General features: G+C 70.2%; 20 protein-coding genes and 1 pseudogene. 8 read left to right on the top strand and 13 right to left on the bottom strand.

What is annotated here, in order from left to right; genetic code table 11:
* The 6 genes and pseudogenes from VFA06_RS10690 to VFA06_RS10665 all read right to left on the bottom strand — a co-directional run.
* Positions 1-482: pseudogene (locus tag VFA06_RS10690) on the bottom strand (hypothetical protein); the annotation flags it as partial.
* On the bottom strand, positions 479-1870 hold the full coding sequence (locus tag VFA06_RS10685; protein ID WP_324840320.1) for a DUF58 domain-containing protein: 1392 nt from the start codon (positions 1868-1870) through the stop codon (positions 479-481). The pseudogene VFA06_RS10690 and the gene VFA06_RS10685, both read right to left, overlap by 4 nt.
* Before the next feature lie 59 nt (positions 1871-1929).
* On the bottom strand, positions 1930-3081 hold the full coding sequence (locus tag VFA06_RS10680; RefSeq protein ID WP_324840319.1) for a MoxR family ATPase: 1152 nt from the start codon (positions 3079-3081) through the stop codon (positions 1930-1932).
* 56 nt (positions 3082-3137) lie between these two features.
* Complete coding sequence (locus tag VFA06_RS10675; protein WP_324840318.1) at positions 3138-3710, bottom strand: hypothetical protein; 573 nt, start codon at positions 3708-3710, stop codon at positions 3138-3140.
* Entirely contained in the window at positions 3707-4729 is a 1023-nt protein-coding gene (locus VFA06_RS10670) for a DUF4129 domain-containing protein (protein ID WP_324840317.1), read from the bottom strand. The genes VFA06_RS10675 and VFA06_RS10670 overlap by 4 nt, the downstream gene beginning before the upstream one ends.
* A gap of 187 nt (positions 4730-4916) precedes the next feature.
* Positions 4917-5933, bottom strand: coding sequence for a hypothetical protein (locus VFA06_RS10665; protein ID WP_324840316.1), 1017 nt, complete (start codon positions 5931-5933; stop codon positions 4917-4919).
* Between the two features lie 297 nt (positions 5934-6230).
* Between VFA06_RS10665 and VFA06_RS10660 the strand changes: the two genes are divergently transcribed.
* Positions 6231-7355 (top strand): glycosyltransferase family 1 protein, encoded by a 1125-nt coding sequence (locus VFA06_RS10660; RefSeq protein WP_324840315.1) that lies wholly within the window; start codon positions 6231-6233, stop codon positions 7353-7355.
* A 328-nt stretch (positions 7356-7683) separates the two neighbouring features.
* Here VFA06_RS10660 and VFA06_RS10655 read toward each other — a convergent pair whose 3' ends face one another.
* The 3 genes from VFA06_RS10655 to VFA06_RS10645 all read right to left on the bottom strand — a co-directional run bounded on the left by VFA06_RS10655 (position 7684) and on the right by VFA06_RS10645 (position 10400).
* Entirely contained in the window at positions 7684-8466 is a 783-nt protein-coding gene (locus tag VFA06_RS10655; RefSeq protein ID WP_324840314.1) for a VOC family protein, read from the bottom strand.
* Between the two features lie 163 nt (positions 8467-8629).
* Complete coding sequence (locus VFA06_RS10650; protein ID WP_324840313.1) at positions 8630-9292, bottom strand: DJ-1/PfpI family protein; 663 nt, start codon at positions 9290-9292, stop codon at positions 8630-8632.
* A gap of 127 nt (positions 9293-9419) precedes the next feature.
* Entirely contained in the window at positions 9420-10400 is a 981-nt protein-coding gene (locus VFA06_RS10645) for a GlxA family transcriptional regulator (RefSeq protein ID WP_324840312.1), read from the bottom strand.
* Between the two features lie 170 nt (positions 10401-10570).
* Between VFA06_RS10645 and VFA06_RS10640 the strand changes: the two genes are divergently transcribed.
* Positions 10571-11287 (top strand): YbhB/YbcL family Raf kinase inhibitor-like protein, encoded by a 717-nt coding sequence (locus VFA06_RS10640; protein ID WP_324840311.1) that lies wholly within the window; start codon positions 10571-10573, stop codon positions 11285-11287.
* 83 nt (positions 11288-11370) lie between these two features.
* Here the strand turns inward: VFA06_RS10640 and VFA06_RS10635 are convergent, their stop codons facing one another.
* Positions 11371-12264 (bottom strand): SDR family NAD(P)-dependent oxidoreductase, encoded by an 894-nt coding sequence (locus VFA06_RS10635; protein WP_324840310.1) that lies wholly within the window; start codon positions 12262-12264, stop codon positions 11371-11373.
* A gap of 95 nt (positions 12265-12359) precedes the next feature.
* Between VFA06_RS10635 and VFA06_RS10630 the strand changes: the two genes are divergently transcribed.
* Together VFA06_RS10630 and VFA06_RS10625 are read left to right on the top strand one after the other, a co-directional pair.
* Positions 12360-13025 (top strand): TetR/AcrR family transcriptional regulator, encoded by a 666-nt coding sequence (locus VFA06_RS10630; protein ID WP_324840309.1) that lies wholly within the window; start codon positions 12360-12362, stop codon positions 13023-13025.
* A 61-nt stretch (positions 13026-13086) separates the two neighbouring features.
* Positions 13087-13779 carry a VOC family protein gene (locus VFA06_RS10625; protein WP_324840308.1) on the top strand — a complete coding sequence of 231 codons (693 nt, stop codon included), beginning with the start codon at positions 13087-13089 and terminating at the stop codon, positions 13777-13779.
* A gap of 103 nt (positions 13780-13882) precedes the next feature.
* Here VFA06_RS10625 and VFA06_RS10620 read toward each other — a convergent pair whose 3' ends face one another.
* Positions 13883-14752: a helix-turn-helix transcriptional regulator gene (locus VFA06_RS10620; RefSeq protein ID WP_324840307.1), complete on the bottom strand. Its 870-nt coding sequence runs from the start codon at positions 14750-14752 to the stop codon at positions 13883-13885.
* Between the two features lie 195 nt (positions 14753-14947).
* Between VFA06_RS10620 and VFA06_RS10615 the strand changes: the two genes are divergently transcribed.
* Positions 14948-15325 (top strand): DUF2255 family protein, encoded by a 378-nt coding sequence (locus VFA06_RS10615; RefSeq protein ID WP_324840306.1) that lies wholly within the window; start codon positions 14948-14950, stop codon positions 15323-15325.
* Between the two features lie 31 nt (positions 15326-15356).
* Positions 15357-16547 carry an MFS transporter gene (locus VFA06_RS10610; RefSeq protein ID WP_324840305.1) on the top strand — a complete coding sequence of 397 codons (1191 nt, stop codon included), beginning with the start codon at positions 15357-15359 and terminating at the stop codon, positions 16545-16547.
* A 55-nt stretch (positions 16548-16602) separates the two neighbouring features.
* Here the strand turns inward: VFA06_RS10610 and VFA06_RS10605 are convergent, their stop codons facing one another.
* On the bottom strand, positions 16603-19959 hold the full coding sequence (locus VFA06_RS10605) for an error-prone DNA polymerase (RefSeq protein WP_324840304.1): 3357 nt from the start codon (positions 19957-19959) through the stop codon (positions 16603-16605).
* Between the two features lie 212 nt (positions 19960-20171).
* Positions 20172-21131 carry a GNAT family N-acetyltransferase gene (locus VFA06_RS10600; protein ID WP_324840303.1) on the bottom strand — a complete coding sequence of 320 codons (960 nt, stop codon included), beginning with the start codon at positions 21129-21131 and terminating at the stop codon, positions 20172-20174.
* Positions 21132-21363: 232 nt separating this feature from the next.
* Between VFA06_RS10600 and VFA06_RS10595 the strand changes: the two genes are divergently transcribed.
* Both VFA06_RS10595 and VFA06_RS10590 read left to right on the top strand, forming a co-directional pair.
* Positions 21364-22059, top strand: coding sequence for a class I SAM-dependent methyltransferase (locus VFA06_RS10595; RefSeq protein WP_324840302.1), 696 nt, complete (start codon positions 21364-21366; stop codon positions 22057-22059).
* A 376-nt stretch (positions 22060-22435) separates the two neighbouring features.
* Positions 22436-23149, top strand: a complete 714-nt coding sequence (locus tag VFA06_RS10590; RefSeq protein ID WP_324840301.1) for a class I SAM-dependent methyltransferase — start codon at positions 22436-22438, stop codon at positions 23147-23149.
* Positions 23150-23404: the final 255 nt, after the last annotated feature.

Below are 23404 nucleotides of genomic sequence, written 5' to 3'. Positions count from 1 at the left end.
ACGGCGAACACGGTGTTGCGATGGCGGGCAACCTGGCTGGTGAGCCGGACCGACTGCGCGGCCGGACGCCGGGACACCACCGGGGCGGCCCAGATCGTCGCCACCAGCGCCGCCAGCACGAACAGCCAGCCGACCGGTCCGCGGCTGCCCAGCTTCGTGGGATCCACCGCGGCCAGCGCCAACGCGACGCCGAGCAGCAGGACCGCGTCATTCGGCAGGGTATTGACACGCCCGGGGAACGCGCGGGTGAGGAAGGCGTGTACGTTCGGCGGCAAGGCGGCTGGGGAGGGGAGTGGTGCGGCGTCGTTGTCGGCTTGTGCCCGATGAGCGTGGACGTCGACGCCGTGGGGCTGCGCTCGGTCGTGAACGAGGGGGTGCTGATCGCTGATGCGGGATTGGGCTGGCTCGTTGTTGGGTTCAGATGCAGGTGCTGGTTGAGCGTGCTCGTGCTGGTGGACGGTGTCGCTGCCGTGTTCACTCATCGAGCCCTCCCTCGCACGCCGGTGCGCAGCAGCGGGGCCAGCGCGAGATCCAGCTCGCCCGAACCGTCCCAGGCGACCACCGGAATGCCCCGCTCGACGAGGCTGAAGCGCAGCGCCTCGCGGTCCATCCGCCACAGCCGCAGCGCGAACTCCGCCGCCTCGTCGCCGGGCTCGACCCTCGGGTCGCCGGTCGGGATCTCCACGACCACCACCGGGTTGCCCCGCTCCGCCAAGTCTCGCAACACGTCCAGGATCCGGTCGTCGGCCAACGGCGTGATCGCGTAAACCAGCGCTCCGTTAGGCAGTGCGGGGGCGGGCACGTGATCGATGTCCGGCGTGTGGTAGCCGAGGTCGCGGCGTACTTCGAGCACCGTCTCCACGATGCGATACAGATACCCGCCGCCAGTTCCCGGCTGGAGCCACCGGAGCCGACCGCCGACTGAAACCACTCCGACCCGGTCATGGCTGCGCAGATAGGTACGCGCGATGCCGGCTGCGGCGCGCACCGAGTCGTCGAGCGTCGATCGTCCGGTCGCCGGGTCGCGCACATCGCCGAACGCGTCGAGCAGCACGACCGTGTCCGCCGCGCGTTCGGCCGCGAACTGCGTGATCTGGATCTCGCCGCGCCTGGTCGTGGACGGCCAGTGGATCCGGCGCTGCCGGTCGCCCCACGTGTATGGGCGCACGCCGGCGAACTCGAAGCCGTCGCCGGCCCGCCGCGCGGTGTGCTCGCCGAGCCGGTCTGGCAGCCGGGTCGGGATAGGCGTCAGGGTGCTGTCCGCCGGCATCGGATAGATGTCCACGTCGCCGAGCTCCGCGCGCACCGTGCGCCGTCCCAGGCCGCCCGCGTCATGCAAGTCGATATCCGCCACGCCGAGCGTCCAGCGGCCCCAGCGGCGCGCGATGAACGAGAAGGTGACGACAGGACCGGACACGTCCACCGCCGCCAGCTCCACGCCCGGTCCCGGAGCTACCCCCGGATCGATCCAGCCGACCAGCCCGTCGAAGGCCAGGTCGACCCGCGCCATGATCGGCTCGCCCTCGAAGCAGCGACGTACGGGCACCACTGCCCGTGCGCCGACGCGCGTTGGCCGGGTCGAGCGAGGAGCGCCGAGCGCGAGCAGCACCGCCGGTCCCGCCGCCAGCGCCAGCATCCACGCGCGGCCGCTGATGAGCGCGACGGCGGCTGCCGCGAGCGCCACACTGCTCAACCGCAGCGCTCGCTCAGTCAGCCGCCACGCCTGGGTCGGGGCCTGAGGCGGCTCCGCCGGCGCGTCCACAGACTGCGGGCCGCCGAGCGCACGGCGTACCGCATCGCCGCCCGGCGCGGCTACGCCCGGATCCCGCAATGCCCGACCCGATGCGGCCTGATCGTTCTGGCGTTGCATTGGCCGGTCTGCAGGGCCCGGCGACGTCCGGGCGTCACGCGCCGCGCCGCCCTCTTCGCTCACGGCTGCGGGACCGTGCGCGGTGTCGCGACCGAGTTGACGATGCCCTGCACCACGTCGTCCGCGCTGATGCGGCGCACCCAAAGCTCCGGCCGCAGCGTGACGCGATGCGCGAGCGCCGGGACGGCAACCGCCTTGACGTCCTCGGGCGTCACGTAATCGCGCCCGTCCAGCACCGCCCGGCCCCTGGCCAGCTGCACCAGCGCCAAGCCGCCGCGCGGGGAGGCGCCGACCTGGATCTGAGCGTGCTTCCGCGTCGCGTTGACCAGGCCGATGATGTAGCCGAGCAGATCGTCGTCCACCTCGACCGATTCCAGGCTGGCCCGCATCGCCAGCACCTCAGCCGGATTCGTCAACGCGGTCAGCACCGCCTCGGGCGCGGCCCGGTCAAGCCGCCTGCGCAGCATCGCCGCCTCGTCCACCGGCGGCAGGTAACCCATGCGCACCCGCAGCTGGAACCGGTCCAGCTGCGCCTCGGGCAGCTGGTACGTGCCCTCGTACTCGATCGGGTTGTCCGTGGCGATCACCACGAACGGCTTGGGCAGCGGCCGGGTCGCGCCGTCCACCGAGACCTGGCCTTCGGCCATCGCTTCCAGCAGCGCGGCCTGCGTCTTCGGCGGGGTCCGGTTGATCTCGTCGGCCAGCAGCAGGTTGGTGAACACCGGCCCGGGCCGGAAAACCATCTCGCCGGAACGCTGGTCGTAGAACGGCGCGCCGGTCACGTCCGAGGGCAGCAGGTCCGGGGTGAACTGTATTCGGGTGAACTCCAGGCCCAGCGCCGTCGCGAAGGACCGGGCCAGCAGCGTCTTGCCGAGGCCGGGCAGATCCTCGATCAGCACGTGCCCGCCGGCCAGCACGCCGAGCATCACCAGTTCCAACGCCGGCCGCTTGCCGACGACGGCCCGCTCGACCTCGTCGAGCACCGCGTGCGCGCGCTCGCCGGTCTGCTTCGGCGTGAAGGTGACAGCTGCTGTGGAGGCGGCCGCCGCCGCAGTCGCCACTCCCGCTCCCGCCGAACTCGATGCGGCCGACGCCGCCCCCGTCGTCGTACCGCGCCCTGCACCTGCCGCTGCGTGCATTACCGCCTCGCCCCGCTCCGTCGGCGCCGCGTCGGCCGGCTGGGTGCCGGTGTCCTCTGCGGCAGTACTCACTGCGTTCTCCAAGACTTAGCGCTCCTCATCGGTCAACTGCTCCCCGTGGGGAGGGTTCACAGCGTTTCGAGGCGCTGGACAAGCGCCCGAAGGACCACGTCCGGAATCGGTGGGGGATGGTTGGCCGACTGTGCGCGCCGGTCCAGCGTACGGCGTGGCGGCAGCGGACCTGTGTAGCCGGGACGGCGCGGGTCGATCCACGCGAACACATCCTCGCCTACGATCGCCGCCGCGCGGTCCGGCTCGCGGTAGAGCGAGACCCCGTGCCGATCGGCCAGCCGCACCGCGTAAAGCCGCTCGAGCTCCGGCCGCAGCACCCGCTCGAAACCCGCCGCCGACTCCCGCGCTGCCTCCACCGCCGCCGCCCAGCCCTGCAGGCTCGGCTCGCGCTGGTGGACGAGCCGCACCGCGCGGCGATACAAACCGTCGATCGCTTCGGCTCCGGCGACGTACCGCGCGATGAGCAATCCGATGATGACGATCGCGGCCGCGCCCGCGGCGGCGGCACCCGGTCCGCCCGCGACCGCCAGCACGATCTCGGCGGTCACGGCCAAACCGGCGAGCAACGCCAGCGCCTGCGCGGCGGGACCGAGGCGCGGGGAGCGGGAGTCTTGACGCAGCACGGTCACGAGCCGACCACCTGACCGGACGCGCCCTGCGCTGCCGCTTCGTCCCGCTCGCCTGCCTTACGCCCTCGCCGTGCCTCGTCTTCGCGCGCCCGGATGCGTTCGGCCAGCGCGCCCGTGACGGAGTCCAGCGCACGTCGTGCGGCTTCGAGATGCTGCGCCGTCATCGGGTGTGACGAGAACCTGGCTTCACGGAACAGATCTGTCAGCACCTGCGCGTCCCGCGTGCCAGCGGTCGGCAGGTCGCGAGCGGTCGCGCGGTGCAGCAGGTCCGACGGACTGTCGGAGCGTTCGCGGGAGATCCCGGCCTGCGCCAGCGAGGTCTCCATCGCGGCGTAGCAGGCGATGATCGCGGCCCGCGCGTCGTCCCCGCCGAGCGCCGACCGCCCGGCGATCAGCGCGTCGGCCAGCGCCTCGTCCTCGGCGCCGGAATCAGCGGTCGGCGGCGCCGACTCCACCGGACCGAGCTGCGGGACCTTGCGCAGCAGCCGCAGCGCCACCAGCACGATCACGACGATCAGCGCGGCGCCGAGCGTGGCCAGCAGAACCCACAGGAACGTGGTCAGGTCGAACGAGAAGCTGTGCGGCTTGTGATGCGTGGTCTGCTGCGGCGTCGGGATCGGTTGGTAGGAGCCCAGGATGTCGGTCGGCACGGCCTGGTTGGGGTACTCGGCCTGGCCGGAATCCGGTCGGTGCAGCGCGATCAACGCGCCCGGCACGAGCACGACGCTGACGAACAGCACCGCGACAGTGGCCTGCCGCAGCCGGTCCAGCGCGGTCGTGGGCACCTCGGTGGTGCGCACGTGACCGCGGTACTTCGCGGCGGTGACGAGCGCGGCGACGGCGAAGAGCAGAGCGAGGCCGACGTCGGCCCCGGTCGCCAGTCCCGCATTGCGCAGCGCCGCACCCGCGGCTGCCCGAATCGCGACCGCGGCAATGACCAGCCCTAAAGCCACCGCTGCCGCGAGCAGCCCGCCGGACCGGACGCTACGCCGCCGATCGTCGCTCCCGCTTTGAGTCACCCGTCCGGTCTCTCCATGCCGCCGCTGTTCGGACGCCAGCCTGGCATACCGGTGCGGCTCATGTCAGCACAGCGACGATTTTGCGCGGATTGACGCATTTATCGCAGCAGAGAACGCGAAAGTCCGGATCTTGGGCGCGAAGAACGTATTGCTGCGCCGGGAAAGGGCCAATGCGCGGGCGCGCCGGTCAAGGAACCCAGAGGCGGGCGGCAGTCGCGGTCGCCTCCAGCAGCCCCGAGCTAAGCAGCGCGAGCTCCCCGCGCAGGTCCTTCGGGATCTCCCGGATCCGGCTCGGCAGCTGCCGTGCGGCCGCGCGCAGGGAGAGATCGGGCAGCCGCTGCGTCAGCTCCAGGTGCCGCTCCATCAGCCGGATCAACCCCTGCCTGCGCATGCGGGCCAGCGTCTGCGCGAGCCGCAGCGACATCAGCCAGACCGTCAGATGCCACAGCGGGATGATGACCAGCCAGATGATGAAGTAGGTGTGCGTCACCCGCTGCACGGTCGGCGCGTAGTGCTGCAGATCCAGCACATGCGTGACGACGTGCGGCTCCCAGCGGCGCTCCAGGTACACCGGCAGCGCCCACATCGCCAACGCGACCGAGCTGAGCCCCCACGGGATCGCGATGTATATCGTCCAGCGCGCCCAAGTGCCCTTCGCCTGGAACCGCTTGCTCATCCGCATGAACGGACTGGGCACCAGCACCGAGGCGAGGTTGCCGATCGCGATCGAGGCGATCGGCAGCACCGCGAGCTGCGGGAGCGCGGGACGCACCCAGGCCGAGCTGTGCCCGACCCACACCGTCAGCGCCACCACGAGCGCGACGAACATCAGCTCCCACACCGCGAGCAGCAGATTGCGCGCCAGCAGGATCCGGCCCGGATCGGCCCCCGAGCGCAGCAGGTCTGCGGCCCAGCGCGGCTCCGCGGCCAGCTGGTTGGTCAGCGAGCCGTCCGCGACCGCGGTCAGGATCACCGGCACGACCACCGGGTTCATCGGATTGGCCAGGTTGGGCTTGGTGCACACCACCAGGAAAGCGAAGGTGCCGAAGCCGAGCAGCCAGCTGGCCAGCATGCCGTAGAGCCAGTCCGGACGGGTTCGCAGCACCCGGGTCAGCTCGCCGAACACGGTGACCCTGTTTTGCACCGGCAGCGGCGGCGCCGGCCGGGGCTGCATCGCGGGGGAAAGGGTCGTCTCCTCCGTCACGCTCCACCCCTCTCGCGCGCCGCGGCCCTGGGCCGATCACCAAAACTGGGCGGATCACCGAATCAGCGAACCCGTGATCCGGCCGTCAACCTCCGCCTTAGGTGCAAACCGTGATCACTGTATTCGTCATTCCCCCGGACGCCCCGGCTGACGCCCCGTCGAGCCGGTTCCCAGCTGTTCTTAACCTTCTGGACACGCCGGCCGAGCCGCACCGCGCACCGATACTGCGGGCACTGTTCGTCCACCGACAGTGCTGCGGTCACCGAGCCGCAATCCCGGCCGAGCACCCTGCCTGGTATGCGGGTCGCAGTAGTAACCGAATCCTTCCTGCCGCAGGTGAACGGGGTCACCAACACGGTGATCCGGATCCTCGAGCACCTCGCCGCGCATGGTCACGAGGCGCTGGTCGTCGCGCCGCGCCCCGGTCCGGCGGCCTACGCGGGCTTCCCCGTGGTGGCCGTTCCCGGTGTCGGACTGCCCGGATACCGGGAGTTCAAGCTCGGCCTGCCGACCCGGCGGGTCGAGAAGGTCCTGCGCGACTTCCGGCCCGACGTGGTGCACCTGGCCTCCCCGATCGCGCTCGGCGCCGCCGGGGCCCGGGCCGCGCGCCGGATCGGCGTGCCCTGCGTCGCGGTCTTCCAGACCGACGTGGCCGGCTTCGCCCGGCAGTACGGCTTCCGCGGCACCGACGCGGTGATCTGGAGCTGGATCCGGCACATCCACCGGCAGGCCGACATCACCCTGGCGCCGTCGCGGGCCAGCCTCGAACAACTGCAGGCGCAAGGCGTGCCCCGGCTCGCGCTGTGGGCCCGCGGCGTGGACGCGGCCCGGTTCAACCCGGCGCACCGCGACGAGACGCTGCGCGAATGGCTGCTCGGCGACCGCGAGATCCTGGTCGGCTACGTCGGCAGGCTCGCCGGGGACAAGCGGGTACACCTGCTGGCGCATCTCGCGGACCTGCCGAAGGTGCGCATCGTCGCGGTCGGCGACGGACCCGCGGCGCCCAGCCTGCGAGCCCTGATACCGAGCGCCGCGCTGCCCGGGTTCCTCAGCGGACAGGCGCTTTCCGCCGCGTACGCATCGCTCGACGTGTTCGTACATACGGGCGCCGACGACACCTTCGGCCAATGCGTGCAGGAGGCGATGGCTTCAGGGGTGCCGGTGGTGGCGCCGGCTGTCGGCGGACCGCTGGATCTGGTGCGCCCGGGCCACACCGGGCTGTTGTACGACCCCGACGACACCGACGACCTCAGGCGTCGCGTCGCCCAACTCGTCACGAATCCCGCGCTGCGCGCCCAGTACGGCGCGAACGCGCGGGAGACGGTCCTATCCCGGTCATGGGCCTCGGTCTGCGATCAACTGTTCGGTCACTACGACGCCGTGTTGGCGCGTCGCCGACAGCTGGTCGAGGCGGTGAGTTGACCGGTAGTGCCAGACAGGAATTTGACATAGACCTCTGCGCATGAGTGGGCGCGGCTGGCGGCCGGGCGCCGGGTTGGCGCGGTTACGCCACGGCAGGTTCCCGCCAGGTTCAAAACCTGTCGTTTCGCGTTGGCGACCGGCAGGGTAATGGATGCCTCGACCGGACATTGGGGACCGGTCGCCTGCCGTGGACGTGATCCACGTTCCGATCGCCGGTGTTTTGGGTGTGGGCCGGCGATCCCCTGAACGGTGGCGCCCTTCTCGCGTGGGGCGTCATCGCGATGCCGTTCCGAGCCGCTGCCCGACCCCGCAGCGGCTCGGAACGGCGTTAAGCACTCGCCGGCGCGGTAATAACCGAGAACTCGGCGCCCTGCGGGTCACACAGCGTGCAGAACCGCCCGTACGGCGAATCCTTCGGTTCGGTCACCAGCCGCGCGCCCGCGGCGATCGCCTGGTGCGCCGCCGCGTCCGTCTCGGTGACCAGGAAGTACGGGCCCCAGCGCGCGGCCCGCTGCGGGGAGACCGCCGTGTGCCCGGCCTGCCAGATCCCGGCGACCTGCTCGCCGTTCACGGTCAGCACCCAGTAGGAATCCGGCTCCATCGGCGTCTTCGGCACCTCGAGGCCGAGCAGCGCCCCGTAGAAGTCGGCACTGTGCGGACCCTGCGGCGTCTCCAGCTCGAACCAGACCGGCGTGCCCGGCTGCATCCTGGCCTCGAAGCCGGGGAAGGGATCGGCCTGCCACAGTCCGAACGGCGCGGTGGCCGGGTCGGCGGCCAGCAGCTGCCTGCCCACGCCGGGCACCTCGGCCGGGCCGAAGTACAGCGTGCCGCCGAGCTTGTCGATCCGTTCGGCGGTCGCCTCGATGTCGTCCACGGCGAAATAGGTGTTCCAGGTGACCGCCCTGGCCGGCATGTTGGGCATCCGCGGGCCGATCCCGGCCACCGCCTTGCCCTCGATCGAGAGCACGGCGTAGCCCCCATTGCGTGGGTCCGGCTCACCGGTCCAGCCGAACAGCTCGCGGTAGAAGCTGAGCGCGGCGTGCTGGTCGTCCGCGTACATGTCGAGCCAGCACGGCGTGCCTTGCGGGTAAGGACGTTGGGCGTCGGCCATAGCTGCCGACCTCCTTTGCTCGGGAACCCAGTCTTCAGCCAGTAACCCAGTAAGCCGGTCTCCACTCAGAAACGCTGTCTTCGGACAGCGCTGTTTTCGGAAAGCGCTGTCTTCGGCCCACTGTGCCACTGCCCGCCCACACCGGCATCCGTTGCGTAACGGCTCAACGCGAGACGGCGACCGTCCTACGGTCACGCAGCGTCGCGTTCAGGGCGATGATCTGCTCCCCGGCCTTCGCAGGAGAGCCGGCGTCGAACGGCGGCTGCGGGTCGTACTCGATCGCGAGCTGGATCGCCTTGGCCACGTCGTCGCCGGCGATCAGCCCGGCGAGTGTCAGGGCCATGTCGATGCCTGACGAGACGCCGGCCGCCGTAACGATCTTGCCTTGCCGTACGACGCGTTCGGCCGTGTATCGCGCGCCCAGCTTCTCCAGCGTCTCGACGGCGCTCCAGTGCGTCGTCGCGTCCAGCTCGTCGAGCAGTCCGGCGGCGGCCAGCACGAGCGAACCGGTGCACACCGAGGTCGTCCACTGCGTCGTCTCGTGGATGGCCCGCACCCAGGTGAGCATCTCCTCGTCGCGGGTCAGCGCTCGGGTTCCCCAGCCGCCCGGCACAAGCAGGATGTCCGCCGAGCCGACCTCGCCGAGGGTCGCGTCGGCGTGCAGGCCGACCATGCCGCTGTCCGTGCGCATCACCCCGCCGGTCTTGGCGACGAAGGTGACTTCCGCGTCGGGCAGCATTCGCAGCACTTCGTACGGGCCGATCGCGTCGAGCGCGGTGAACTCGGGGAAGATCGGAATGATCACTCTTAGTGGACTCAAGGGCATGCGTCCCACCTCCTGCATCCAGCCTGGTCGATCGCGCGGTATGGCGGCAAGGACACGCTTATGACGAATCCCGCCATCGACCGCGTTGCCGTCGCCGACGCCATCGCTTATCAGGCTTCTGTTTCAGTTACGATGAGCGGAAACGTGCCCGGTACTCGCCCGGAGTGACCCGCACGGTTCGCCGAAAAGCGCGATGCATCGTCGCGATCGTGCCGAACCCGGATGCCCGCGCGATCCGGTCGAGCCCGTCCGCCGTCGTCTCCAGCAGCCGCCGCGCCGCCTCCACCCGCACCGCCTCCACATGAGCCGCCGGACTGCTGCCGGTCTCCGCGCGAAACACCCGCGCGAAATGCCGTTCGCTCATGCCGACGCGCGAGGCCAGCGCGGGCACCGACAGGTCGGCGTCCGGATGCTCGGCGATGAACGACTGCAATCGCCGCAGCGGCTCGCGGGAGGGGCGCTGCGCCGCGAGCTGGGCCGAGAACTGGGTCTGCCCGCCCGGCCGCTGCACGAACACCACCAGTTGGCGGGCGATCGCGCGGGCCAGCGTGCCGCCGTGATCCGCCTCCACAAGGCCCAGGGCGAGATCGATGCCCGCGGTGACCCCGGCCGAGGTCCAGATCGGGCCGTCGTGCACGAAGATCGGCTCCGGGTCCACCGTCACGGCGGGAAACCGCTCGGCCAGCTCGGTGCACGCCTGCCAGTGCGTCGTGGCCCGCCGCCCGTCCAGCAACCCCGCTTGGGCGAGCAGGAACGCGCCGGTGCAGACGGAAGTGGTACGCCGTACCTTCTCGGCGGCCTGCGCGACCCATGCGACGTGGCGGTCGTCGCGAGCCGCCGCGCGCGCTCCACGGCCTCCGGCGACCACGAGCGTGTCCGCACTGCCCGAACCCGTGATCACCTCCTGCGCGGCCTCGGCGATCACCGGCAGTCCGCAGCTGGCGGCCACCGGCCCGGGCTCCAGCGCCACCGGCCGCAGCGAATACGAGCCCGGACGCATCCGCTCCGCCTGCGAGAACACTTCGAGCGGCCCGGTTAGGTCAAGGATCTGGAAGTCCGGGAACACCAGGAAGACGATCGTGCGGCTCGCGACCTGAGGACGGCTCATGAACGGGAGGATAGGGCGTGCCCGGGCCACGCCGCCGGAGCCTTTGCGGACCGCCACCCGCCCGACCGCACAATCCCGCGCGCGCGGCGGCGGCCACGTCTTGACTTGAATCAGGGTACGTAGTGAGATGGGCCCCGGTCTCGTCGCTCTCAAGCCATCCGGAGGTTCCCATGCGCATATTCACCGCGCCGCGGCACTGGTCCCGCCGAACACTGGTCTCGGCCGCCGTCCTGGCCGTGCTGTTCGGCGCGGGCGCCGGCTCCGCCGCCGCGGCCGCCGAACATGCCGCGCCCGCCAAACATCCGGCGCTCGCCGAATCCGCCCTGCGGACGGCCGCCACCTCCTCCACCGACGCGGCTTCCTCCACCGGCACCGCGGGGCTCACCCCGTTCACCATCACCAGCCCGGACTTCCGGGACGGCGGTCCGCTGCCGGTGTGGACCGAGTTCGGCGGAACCTACGCCGCCGAGGCCGGCTGCTTCGGCAAGAACCTGGCCCCGGAACTGGACTGGCGCAACGTTCCGGCCGGCACGCAGAGCTTCGCGATGCTGGTCAACGACATGGACGCGCCGCTGTCAGGAGGCTGGCACCACTGGGTGGTCTACAACATCCCGGCCACCGCGCACGAGCTGGAGGGCCACGGGGTCCTGCAGTACACCCAGGGCTCGACCAGCTGGGACGTCAACGGCATCCCCGTGGTCGGCTGGGGCGGCCCCTGCCCGCCGGCCGACGGCCAGACCCACCACTACATCTTCACGCTCTACGCGCTCTCGACCCCGACGCTCTCCGGCGACTCGCTGACCTACGAGCAGGTGCTCGACGCGATCAACCCGTACGTGGTCGGCTCCACGGTGATCATCGGCACGTTCCGGCTGCCGCTGCGGTAATCAGCGCGCGTTCCCTGTCCCTAGCCCCTGCCTCTTCCCGTGTCGCGGCAGGGGCAGGGGCAGGCCAGGGACGAGATCCGGCTCTAGACAGGAAACTTCACGCCGGTGAGGTCCTCGGAGACGGTCCACAACCGTTCCTGCACAGTCACGTCGTGCGACGCCGGGCTGGACGCTACGACCTGCGGGTGTCCTCGGAATCCGCCCATCCCGTCCGGGCCGTAGAACTGGCCGCCGACGGCGGCGGGATCGGTGGCCGCCCGCAGGGTCGGCAGCGCACCCATCTCCGGCTTCTGGCTTATCAGCGGTGCGATCAGGGGGCTGATCAACCGTATAGCGGCGGGGGAGTTGCGCACGAGCTCGGTGTCAGCCACGCCCGGGTGTGCGGCCAGCGCCACCGTGGTGCCATGCGACTCGAGCCGGCGCTGCAGTTCGTAGGTGAACATCAGGTTCGCCAGCTTCGACTGACCGTAGGCCGCGAGCCGGCTGTAGGACTTCTCCCACTGCAGGTCGTCGAAGTGAATCGCGGCCCGGACGCGGTGGGCGACGCTGCTGACCGTCACCACCCGCGAGCCCGGCACCGGCAGCAGCAGATCGAGCACCAGCCCGGTGAAGGCGAAGTGGCCGAGGTGGTTGGTGCCGAACTGCAGCTCGAACCCGTCCTTCGTGGTCTGCTTCGGCGTGTACATCACGCCGGCGTTGTTGATCAGCAGGTCGATCCTCGGGTGGGCCTCGCGCAACGCGGCCGCGGCCGCGTGAATCGACGCCAGCGAGCTCAGGTCCAACTGCTGCACGGTCACATCGCCGGTCATCCGGGCGGCCGCCAGCCTGCCCTTATCCGTGTCCCGCACCGCCAGCACCACCGTCGCCCCATGCTGCGCCAAGGCGCGCGCGGTCTCGAAGCCGAGGCCGGTGTTCGCGCCGGTCACGACGGCCACCCGGCCCTTCTGGTCAGGGATGTCGTGTTCGGTCCAGGTCATGGCCCGCTCCTTAAAGACTGACGGTCTCTTATGGCTCCGACGTTAAGAGACCTGCGGTCTGTTGTCAAGAGACCGGCGGTTTGTAAACTGGCCGCATGACGTTCCAGCGGGCACGCAGCGAGGAGCAGCGCGAGATCCGGCGCCAGGCGATCCTGGACGCCGCGGCGGCGATGCTCGAGCAGATGCCGGTGGCCGAGGTGACCCTCAACGAGCTGAGCCGGCGGGTCGGCCTGGCCAAATCGAATGTGCTGCGCTACTTCGAGTCCCGCGAGGCGGTGCTGTTCGAACTGCTCGAACGGGCCATGGAGCGATGGCTGGAGCAGGTCCCGGACGAGCTGGCCGCGGGCGTCGACCCCCGGCTCTCGGCGCGGGAGCGTGGCGACCAGGTGGCCGCGGTGCTCAGCGCCTCCCTCGCGCGCCAGACGGTCCTGTGCGATCTGATCAACGCACAGACCGGCGTGCTGGAGCACAACGTGTCCGTCGAGGTTGCCGTGCAGTACAAGCGAGCGGCCGTCAAAGACATCGCGGACGCGGCCGCCGTCATCCACCGGCACTTGCCGGAACTTGGCGACGGCGCCCGGTTCGTCGCCATCATGACCCTGATACTGGCCGGGACGCTGTCGGTCTACTGCCGCCCCTCCGCCAGCGCGCTCGCCGCCTACGAGGCGGACCCTACCGTCGCCGTTCTGCGCATGGATCTACGCACCACTCTGGAGCATGCCGTCGCCACTCTGATCGCGGGCGCCCTAGCACGGGCCTAGGGCGCGTTTTCGAAGCCAGTCGCAGCGCGGGCTGTCGGTGGCGGCTGTCAGCATTGTCGGCATGATGCAGACGCTTAGCCGGCAGGAGGCCTCGGACGCCGTCTTCGCACAGGGGTGGCGGTTTCTGCTGGGCTCGTTACGCACGTCAGTGCGGGTCGGATCGGTGGCCCAAGCAGCTGAGGTGGCCTCGAACGCGGCCGTCGTGTGCGGCGACGACGCCGATCGGCATCTGCGTATGGATATCCGGTCAGAGCGGATCGTGCTGGCCCTGCAAACGCTGGACCAGGCGGCGCTGACCGCTCGCGATGTCGAGCTGGCGCGTCGAATCTCCGCCGCGCTAAACGACGCCGGGCTGAGCACGGAGCCTGAGATCGGTACGGACGCGGCACGCTCGGTCCAGCTGCTGGAGATCGCGATCGACGCCCTCGAGATCGAGGCGATCCGGCCGTTCTGGAAGGCGGTGATGGGCTATGGCGACGAGGCGGGAGCCGACGGGCCCGAGGATCCGCTGGTCGACCCGGTGGGGCAGGGCCCGGCGATCTGGTTCCAGCAGATGGATCAGCCGCGCCCGCAACGCAATCGCATTCACTTCGACCTCTGTGTCCCGCACGACGAGGCCCCCCGGCGGATCGAGGCCGCGCTGGCCGCCGGGGGACGACTTGTGTCCGGGGACCGCGCCCCCGCGTTCTGGATACTTGCCGACGTCGAGGGCAATGAGGTCTGCGTGACGACCTGGCAGGGCCGAGACGGCTGAGGCACGCCGGTTCACGCCGCACTCCAGGGTGCGGCGCGCTACACGCAGAGCGATCAAACTATTGATACACGCCGTAGGGCGTCTCCCTGCGGCGCTGACCGCCTCAGTGGGCCGTGTCAGGGACCTGCTGGGCGGCGGCGCTCCAGGACGCGAGCACGTGCAGGGCGTCGTCGTCCGGGCTGCCGGGTGCCGCGTGGTATGCGGTGAGTGTGAGGCCGGGGTCGGCGGGCAGCGGCATGGCCTCGAAGGCGAGGGTCAGCTCGCCGACGACGGGGTGGTGGAAGCGCTTGGTGCCGGTGTGGTGCAGGCGTACGTCGTGTTTGGCCCAGCGGGTGCGGAACTCCTGGCTGCGGGTGGACAGCTCGCCGACCAGTTCGGTCAGGTCCGGGTTGTACGGGTCGCGGCCTGCTTCGGTGCGCAGCAGGTTGACCGTCGTGCTGGCCGAGTCCTTCCATTGCGGGTAGAACGCGGTGGCGGCCGGGTCCAGGAAGCAGAAGCGGGCGAGATTCTCACGGTTGGCCGCGTTCTCGAACACCGGCGCGTAAAGGGCGCGGGCCAGTGAGTTGACGGCCACCAGGTCCAGGCGGCCGTTGCGCACGAACGCCGGGGCGTCGGTCATCGTCTCCAGCAGCCGCAGCACGCCCGGACGCACGTGCTGGGCGCGGCGCCGGCGCGGGGGCCTGCCACCCGCGTTGGCGGTTTTGGCCAGGTCGAGCAGGTGGGCCCGCTCGGCCTCGTCGAGTTGCAGCGCGCGGGCGACGGCCTCGAGTACCTGCTCGGAGGCGCCGGCGAGGTTGCCGCGTTCGAGCTTGGTGTAGTACTCGACGCTGACCCCGGCGAGCATCGCCACCTCGTGCCGCCGCAGCCCGGTGACCCTGCGGTTGCCGCCGAAGGCGGTCAGCCCCGCCTGCTGCGGCGTGATCTTGGCGCGGCGGGTGGTGAGGAACTGGCGGATCTCCTCGCGGGTGTCCATGTCCCCGAGGCTAAGGCCGAGCGCCCAGTCCTGGGGTGTACTGGCGGTACCCCTTTCGGCAGTGGCTCCCGCGCCAGCTTGACGCCCGGTTGCATGTACTGCGGACCCCTGGGCAGCCACTTGATGAGGAGCGGCGATCACCCCCCTGGCCGTCTACTCCGGATGGCCCACCGCCTGCCGCGAAGGAGAACTGACATGACCGCCTGGACCAGCGGAGAACTCGCCCGCATCGGCGAAGCGACCGAGCTGACCATCCAAGCCCAACGCCCGGACGGCACCCTGCGTCGTCCGCTCCCGGTCTGGGTCGTGCGCGACGGCGACCACGTGTACGTCCGCTCGTACCGAGGCGAATCAGGTGCCTGGTACCGTGCTGTCCGTTCCAGTGGCGCCGGACACATCCGGGCCGGCGGCGTCGAGAAGGACGTCACCTTCGCCGCTGTGACCGACACAGCCACCGACGACCGGATCGACGAGGCCTACCGCACCAAGTACCGCAGCTACGGCGCCGCCTACATCGGGCCGATGACCACTCCCGCAGCACGCGCCACCACGCTCGAACTGACCCCGCGCTAACCCGCTGCCGGCCCGTGTGATGACCCGCGGCTTGACCCAGCTGTTCGCGATCGCCGGTGGCGCGGCCGTCGCGAACCTCTACTACGCCCAGCCCCTGCTCGACTTCATCGCCCGCGATCTTCACGGCACCCCCGGTCGCGCGGGTTGGCTGGTGACGGCCACTCAGATCGGCTACGCGACGGGCACTGTGCTGATCGTGCCGCTCGGCGACCTTCTCAACCGAAAGCGGCTCGTCCCGGCCATGATGCTGTGCGCTGCGGCCGCGTTGACCGCCTGCGCCCTCGCGCCGTCCATCGGTGTGCTCACCGGCACGCTGCTCCTGCTCGGGATGACCACCGTCTCAGGGCAGATCCTCACCCCGCTCGCCGGCGACCTGGCCGACGAAGCCGAGCGCGGCCGCGTCGTCGGCACCGTCGTCTCCGGCCTGCTGATCGGCATCCTCGTCTCCCGCACCATCAGTGGCCTGATCGCGGGGGCGGCCGGATGGCGCACCATCTACCTCGTCGCCGCGGGCGCCGCCCTCCTCTTCGCCGCTGTGCTGTACCGGGCGATCCCGCCGCTCGCGGCCAAGACCGACCTGCCCTACCCGCGTCTGCTGGCCTCGGTCGCGACCGTGATCCGCCGCGAGCGCGCCGTGCGCTGGACCCTGCTGCTCGGCGCGACCGCCTTCGGTGTGTTCACCCTGTTCTGGACCGCGCTGACCTTCCTGCTCTCCGCCCCGCCCTACTCCTACTCGGTCACCGTGATCGGCCTGTTCGGTCTCGCGGGGCTGGCCGGGGCGCTGGCCGCGCAACGCGCCGGCCGCCTGCATGATCGAGGTCTGTCGCTGCCGGCGACTGGGGCCGCCTGGGCGCTGGCGACCGGCGCGTTCCTGATCGCCGCCCTGGCCACGCACTCCACACCGCTGCTGCTTGTCGCGATCGTCCTGCTCGACGTTGCCGTGCAGGGTGTCAATATCCTCAATCAGACCCGGCTGTTCGCCATCGATCCGGCCGCCCGCTCCCGGCTGAACACCGCGTTCGTCACCGCAAACTTCCTCGGCGGGGCGCTCGGCTCCGCGGCCGCATCCGTGCTGTGGAACGCCGGCGGCTGGCACGCGGTCACCCTCGCCGGCGCCGCCGCGTGCGCCACCGCCCTGGCCCTATGGGCTCTCGGCCGCCGCGCCGCGCTGGTCACCGACCACGAGAACTTGCCGCAGACTGCTGAAGGACAACGACCGTAATCCGCGTCTCGCCCTATCTGTTAGCTCGCCACCTATAGCTCTCCTAGCTCTCCACCTACCGGAAGTCGCGGCCGCGCAGATTCGCGGGCTGGGCGGCGACGCGCAGGGGCGCGAGGCGTCCGGCGACGACGTTGAGGGCGCCGCCGTCGGGGTTGGATGGGGTGCGGTTAGAGCGCTCCAGGCTGCCGGTGATGCGCAGGGCGCCGTGCATGAGGCCGACGCGGCGGTACTTCTCCCATACGGCGGGGGAGCAGACGATGTTGACCAGGCCGGTCTCGTCTTCCAGGGACAGAAAACAGACGCCGCCGGCGGTGGGTGGGCGTTGGCGGTGGGTGACGATGCCGGCGACGTGGACCAGGGTGCGGTCGGGGACGTCGCTGAGGTCTGCGATGCGGGTGTGGCCGGTGGCGTCGAGCTGCGGGCGCATGTGGGCGACGGGGTGGTTGTCGGGGCTGGTGCCGGTGGCCCACAGGTCGGCGAAGGTCTGCTCGACGACGGTCATCGCGGGCAACTCGGGGGTTTGTTCGGCTCCTGAGGTACCGGGCAGGTGGGCGTCGGTGGTGCCGGCCAGGCAGCCGACCTGCCACAGCGCTTCACGGCGGGTCAGGTCGAAGCAGCCGAACGCCCCGGCGGCGGCCAGGGCCTCCAGCGCCGCGCGGGATGACCCGGTGCGGCGTACGAAGTCCTCAAGGTCGCGGTACGGGCCGTGCTCGTCGCGTTCGGCGGCGATGCGCTCGGCCAGTGCGTCGCCGAGGTCGCGCACCGAGGCGAAGCCGAGGCGGATGGCGGGCTGGGGGATATCCGAGGAGTGCGGGTGCGTGGGCTGGTAGGTCTCCGGTGCGGGCTCCAGCGTCGCCTTGTCCCGGGAGGCGTTGGCGTCGACGCCGCGTATGGTCACGTCGTGCCGCCGCGCGTCGTTGATCAACGAGGCGGGGCTGTAGAAGCCCATCGGCTGGTTGTTGAGCAGCGCGGCCGTGAACGCCGCCGGGTAGTGACGCTTTAAATAGGAACTCGCGTACACCAGATAGGCGAAACTGATCGAATGGCTCTCCGGAAAGCCGTACGAGCTGAACGCCTCAAGCTTGCGGTAGATGTCCTCGGCCAGCTCCCCGGTGATGTCGTTGTTCGCCATGCCGGCCATCAGCCGCTGCTTGAGGGCCAGCATCTTGGCAGTGGAGCGCTTGGCGCTCATGGCGCGGCGCAGTTCGTCGGCTTCGATGGCGGAGAAGTTCGCCGCCTCGATCGCCATCTGCATCACCTGCTCCTGGAAGAGCGGCACGCCGAGGGTGCGCGAGAGCACCTTCTCCAGCTTCCAGTGCGGCGCCCAGTAGTCCTTCCCCTCCTCCTTCTTCTCTTCTCCGGAGCGGCGGCGCAGGTAGGGGTGCACGGCGCCGCCCTGGATCGGTCCGGGGCGGATGAGGGCGATCTCGATGACCAGGTCGTAGAACTCCTTCGGCCTCAGACGCGGCAGGGTGGCCATCTGGGCCCGCGACTCGACCTGGAAGACCCCGACCGAGTCGGCGTCGCAGAGCATGGCGTAGACCTGCGGATCCTCCTCCGGGACCGTGCCGAGGGTCAGGCCAACGCCGTGGTATTCGCGCACCAGGTCGAACGCGTCATGCAGCGCGCCGAGCATGCCCAGGCCCAGCAGGTCGAACTTCACCAGCCCGGCGTCGGCGCAGTCGTCCTTGTCCCACTGCACCACCGAGCGGTTCTCCATCCGCGCCCACTCAGTGGGTACGACCTCGGCCACCGGACGGTCGCACAGCACCATGCCGCCGGAATGGATGCCCAGATGCCGCGGCAGCCCGTGCAGCCGCGACGCCAGGTCGAGCACATCCGCAGGGATGTCGGTGTCCGCCAGGTCCATCGCGCCCGCGTAGGGGCCGAGCTGCTTGACCCAGGCATCCTGCGCGCCCGGCGAGTAACCCAGCGCGCGGGCCGCGTCGCGCACCGCCATCCGCGCCCGATAGGTGATCACGTTGGCGACCTGGGCGGCGCGCTCGCGGCCGTAGGTGTCGTAGACGTGTTGGATAACGCGTTCGCGAGCTTCTCCGGATTCGATGTCCAGGTCGATGTCCGGGTAGCCGTCGCGGATAGGGGACAGGAAGCGCTCGAACACCAGGTTGTGCTTCACCGCGTCGACATTGGTGATCTTCAGGGCGTAGCAGACCGCTGAGTTCGCGGCTGATCCGCGGCCCTGGGCGAGGATGTTGTTGTCGTGGCAGAACTTCGCGATCTCGTAGACGATCAGGAAGTAGCCGGCGAGCTTCATCTTGGCGATCACCCCGAGCTCGTAGTCCAGCTGGACATAGGCCTCGGGGTGCTCGCGACGAGGCCCGTACCGCTCGCGCGCGCCCTCCTTCACCAGATGGCGCAGATAGGACGCCTCGTCGGCGAAATCGTCGGGGATCTCGCGTTTCGGCAGGCTCGGTTTGACGGTCTTGAAGTCGAGCGCGCACTGCCTCGCCAGCGCCACGGTGCGCTCCAGGATGCCGGGGAAGCGGGCGAACCGCTCGGCCATCTCCTCCCCGGAGCGCAGGTGCGCCGTGGGACCAGCGGGCAGCCAGCCGTTGATCTCCTCCAGGGACTTGCGCGCCCGCAGCGCGGCCAGGGCGCCGGCGGTCGGAAAGTCGGCCGGGGCGGCGTAGTGCACGTTGTTGGTCGCGATCGTCGCGGCGCCGCACCGCTTGGCCAGCTCGGCCAGCGCGTCGTTGCGCTCGTCGTCGCCGGGCATGTCGTGGTCGATCAGCTCGACGAACACGTTGTCCGCGCCGAACAGCGCCTGCAGACGCTCCAGCTCGCGCGCCGCAGCCGACTCACCGCCCCAGGCCAGCGCGGCGGGAACCAGACCCTTGCGACACCCGGTCAGCACCACCCAACGCCCCGCCGCGCGCGCCGCCAACTCCTCCAGGTCGTAGACGGCGCGGCCCTTGCCCGAACCGGCCAGGCGCGCGTCCCCGATCGCCTTCGACAGCGAGCGATACCCCTCCGCGCCGCGGGCCAGCAGCAGCAGATGCGCCCCGAGCGGATCGTTCACGCCCGTGCGCTCGACCGTGTCCGCCGCCAGCGACAGCTCCGCGCCGAAGACCGTGGCCAGCCCGGTGTCCTTCGCCGCCTGCGCCAGCCGCACCACCCCGTACAAACCGTCGTGATCAGTCAGGGCGAGAGCGGTCAGCCCGAGCCGCGCCGCCTCGGCGACCAGCTCCTCCGGCTCGCTGGCCCCGTCCAGGAACGAGAACCCGGAGTGCACGTGCAGCTCGGCGTAGGGGACCGCACCCTCCACGCGGCGCACCGCCGGCCGGGCCGCGGCGACTGCTTTCGGGGCCTTGGCGGTCAGATCCCCGTGCTTAGTCCAGGACAAGGCCTTGTCCAGCTCGCGCCACGGCACCACCGGATTGTCGAAACCCACCGACTCACCGCCTCCCGCCCGCCGCAGCCGGCGTCCGCCGGCTGCCCGGTCGCGCCAGCGTGCCCGGTGCCGCCGTCAGCCGATCCCTTCCCAGATCGACAGGGCAACATCCGAACATTTGAGCTAACTTTGCCATCCCAGTCTCGCGCGGCTTGCGCCCGAACGTCAACCACTGGTGATGACCTGCCTGACAAGGTGTCGTGGTCCGGTGCTTAGTCCGTTTCGAACGCGAAGTTGAGCCAGTCCAGGAGAGGCTGGTAGCCCAGGGCCCGATTCACCCTGAGCATCGGCGCGTTCGCCTCATGGTTGAAGGTGCGGATCCACCTAGTCTTCGGGTGCTCGCCGAGCAGCCAGAGCGTGGCTGCCGCTTTGACCCGCAGACCCAGGCCGCGGCCGCGGTGGGCGCGCACTACGGCGGTATTCCAGACGTCGGCGACCTCGGGCTCATCCTCAACCGTCACGACGTTGGTGAACCCGGCTATTTCGCCGTCCTGGGCCACCACGGCGTGCACGTGGCGGTGGATCCCGAGCCGCAGCAGGCCTTGTTCCCTTTCCCGGAGTGCCTCGATCGTCAAGGGCGTGGTGTCAGCAGTATCCGGGGCATCTGCCAGCGCTGTTCTCGCCGCACAGAACGATGCGGCGAGCTCGTCTGGGCAGCGGTCGCTCCAGCGCACGAGTGCGTATCCGCGGTTCGCCGCGCGCGGCGCGGCCCATTCCTCGAAGGCGTGCCGGTCGACCGTGCTGAGGTCGAGGCCTGACATACTCTGACGCTCGATCAGTCTGCCGCCGCGGGCCTGTGCGAAGCCTTCCGCATCGGCGGCGCCGGGCATGCGGACCACCAGCTTCGTGTGGCCGAGGGTCTTGGCGAGTCGACGCGACTCGGCCAGCAGCGCCGATCCGATGCCTTGGCGCCGGAGTGCCGGTGCGACCCAGAATGCCGTCGCCCTCGCCGTCGACTCATTGATCACGGCCAGGCCGGCGGCCACGGCATCGTCCGCGGACTCGAAAGCACCCAGGACAGCGCGGCGGCCATCCGGTGCGTCGGGCCGCAGCCTCGATCCCGGGGGCACCGGCAACTGCGGAAGCACGTGCGCGAAGGCGGTTTGCCAGGTCGAAACGACTGAAGCCCAGCCGTCGGGGTTCTCCGCGGGGGCTAGTTTGCGAACAGGCATCCGGTCAGCACATCACAGGCCTTGACCACACCGCCAATGATTTGAGCCGGACCGCATACTCCGGCCGTGGCGGCGGCCCGCGACCAGGACGGGTGGTTTGGACGTGTTGACGGTCCGAGCCTGTCGGGGCGGGGAGATCGTCCCCGGCGCGCAGCAGACCGACCCAACGGCCGACGCCACCTCGCCGCACCAACACCTGCCGGCACAATCCGCACCCTGCGATGATCAGCCCATGGCGAGTCTCGACCAGCAGAACGAGTACTGGAACTCCACCGGCACGGGCAAGACTTTCACCCACCCCCTCGATACGACCTGGCTCTCCAGTCTCAAACCGAACGCGCGCATCCTCGACTACGGCTGCGGATACGGCCGCCTGACTGGGGAACTGCAACGCCGCGGCTTCACCTCGATCGAAGGAGCCGATCTGTCACCCGCACTGATCGCCCGCGCCCGCCGCCAGTGGCCCGCCCTGCGCTTCACCCTCATCGACGCCCCACCCACGCTGCCTCACCCCGACGAAAGCTACGACGTCATCCTGCTGTTCGCGGTCCTGACCTGCATCCCCACCGACAACGGACAACGCGAACTGCTCACAGAACTACGAAGGCTGCTACGCCCCGGCGCCCTGCTCTACCTCAGCGACATCTGCCTGCAACCCGACGAACGCAACCGCGCACGATACGAGGCGCACGCCGCGACATACGGCGTGTACGGCGTCTTCGAAACCAGTGACGGCGCCATCTGCCGCCACCACGACCCGGCCTGGCTCCGCGGCCTTCTCGCCGGATTCGACCAGATCGCAGAACGACAGACCACCGCGAAGACCATGAACGGCAACCCCGCACAGATCACCCAACTCCTCGCTCAGAAGATCCCCGCCTGGCCACACCGATCAGAAGCACACTCGCCGCCGAGCGGATCCAGCTAAGCACCAGCAGGATGGGCGCACTGACGGCGGACGCCGTGACACCGGTGCCAACTACCGTGACAACTGCTCACGTGTGCCAAGAATCCTGGCTAGACGGTGCCAACTAGCTTGGCCGGGCCGACAGAACGCGCTGTTCATGGGGCTCGTCTAGTGCCAACTACCGTGGCTCGGCTCGGGTGCGGTTGAGCCGAGCCACATTAGTTGGCACCTGGCCACGATCGTTGGCACCGCCGCGACAGGTGGCTCAGTGAGCTTGCGATCCCTCGTTATGGGCGGCGGTTTCCAGATCTAGTTGGCAGCCTGGCGGGATGTCACGAGGTCCACGCACACGCCGTCACACGACTCCCCACGGACCGGCCCGGTAGCCTTAAGCCTCATGGCCGAGGCTCGCTACGACGCGATAGCCGACTTCTACCAGGCCACCTTCTCCCGGTTCGACGACCCGGACGTGGCATGCCTACTGGAGTTGCTCGGCCCCGCGGCCGGCCTGCGGGTACTCGACCTGGCCTGCGGCCACGGCCGACTGAGCCGACAGCTGGCCCGCCGCGGCGCCACGGTCCTCGGCGTCGATTTGTCCCGCGCGCTGCTGGCAGCGGCCGAGACCGCAGAGCGCGCAGCGCCGCTGGGCATCCGCTACCTGCAGGGTGACGCCGCCGCACCGACCTGGCTGCACGGCAACCGGTTCGACGCCGTGACCTGCTGCTTCGGCCTATCCGACATCGACGATCTCGACGGTGCCGCGGCCAGCGTGGCCCAGGCGCTGCGCCCCGGCGGGCTGTTCGTCTTCTCCATCCTGCACCCCTGCTTCCCGGGCAGCCCGGGGGTCTCCAGCGCCTGGCCGACCGGCGGCGGCTACCACGACGAAGGCTACTGGCGCGCCGACGGCGAACTATCCACCCTGCGCCGCCAGGTCGGCGCCAACCACCGCACGCTGTCTACGTACCTCAACACCCTGCGCCGTCACGGCCTGCGCCTGGACGAACTGGCCGAACCCGCCCCACCAGCCAGCGGAAACGACCAACGCGAAAACGCCGACCGCTTCCCCACCACCCTGGTCGCACGGTTCATCAAAGGCGCAGACACGGCCTGACCCAAGAGAGCACTCGCACCCCAGAACCGTGATCGACTCGATGGCCCGTAAAGGTCGTGCACGCAGCCGTCCTGGCTTTTCAAAGTCCCGGCACAGGGGCAGCGGCGGCTATCGGCCGCGCCGGGCGGGCGGGAGCGGAATCGGCTGCACGCCCTCGACGATGCGGGCGGTGAGGCTGCCGAGTTGCTCGACGGTGACCGTCACGACGTCGCCGGCTCGCAGGGGCGGGTGCGCGTCGAAGCCTTGGCGGCCCCA

It is taken from the genome of Actinocrinis sp. (assembly GCF_035653575.1).
GTDB lineage: Bacteria > Actinomycetota > Actinomycetes > Streptomycetales > Catenulisporaceae > Actinocrinis.
This window is presented reverse-complemented; position numbering and strand designations above follow the sequence as displayed.

Coding starts and splice junctions, on each gene's coding strand:
- VFA06_RS10615 (WP_324840306.1), top strand. CDS start 14,948: ATGACCGCCTGGACCAGCGGAGAACTCGCCCGCATCGGCGAAGCGACC.
- VFA06_RS10640 (WP_324840311.1), top strand. CDS start 10,571: ATGCGCATATTCACCGCGCCGCGGCACTGGTCCCGCCGAACACTGGTC.
- VFA06_RS10655 (WP_324840314.1), bottom strand. CDS start 8,466: ATGGCCGACGCCCAACGTCCTTACCCGCAAGGCACGCCGTGCTGGCTC.
- VFA06_RS10595 (WP_324840302.1), top strand. CDS start 21,364: ATGGCGAGTCTCGACCAGCAGAACGAGTACTGGAACTCCACCGGCACG.
- VFA06_RS10620 (WP_324840307.1), bottom strand. CDS start 14,752: ATGGACACCCGCGAGGAGATCCGCCAGTTCCTCACCACCCGCCGCGCC.
- VFA06_RS10630 (WP_324840309.1), top strand. CDS start 12,360: ATGACGTTCCAGCGGGCACGCAGCGAGGAGCAGCGCGAGATCCGGCGC.
- VFA06_RS10590 (WP_324840301.1), top strand. CDS start 22,436: ATGGCCGAGGCTCGCTACGACGCGATAGCCGACTTCTACCAGGCCACC.
- VFA06_RS10635 (WP_324840310.1), bottom strand. CDS start 12,264: ATGACCTGGACCGAACACGACATCCCTGACCAGAAGGGCCGGGTGGCC.
- VFA06_RS10625 (WP_324840308.1), top strand. CDS start 13,087: ATGATGCAGACGCTTAGCCGGCAGGAGGCCTCGGACGCCGTCTTCGCA.
- VFA06_RS10600 (WP_324840303.1), bottom strand. CDS start 21,131: ATGCCTGTTCGCAAACTAGCCCCCGCGGAGAACCCCGACGGCTGGGCT.
- VFA06_RS10685 (WP_324840320.1), bottom strand. CDS start 1,870: ATGCAACGCCAGAACGATCAGGCCGCATCGGGTCGGGCATTGCGGGAT.
- VFA06_RS10660 (WP_324840315.1), top strand. CDS start 6,231: ATGCGGGTCGCAGTAGTAACCGAATCCTTCCTGCCGCAGGTGAACGGG.
- VFA06_RS10645 (WP_324840312.1), bottom strand. CDS start 10,400: ATGAGCCGTCCTCAGGTCGCGAGCCGCACGATCGTCTTCCTGGTGTTC.
- VFA06_RS10650 (WP_324840313.1), bottom strand. CDS start 9,292: ATGCCCTTGAGTCCACTAAGAGTGATCATTCCGATCTTCCCCGAGTTC.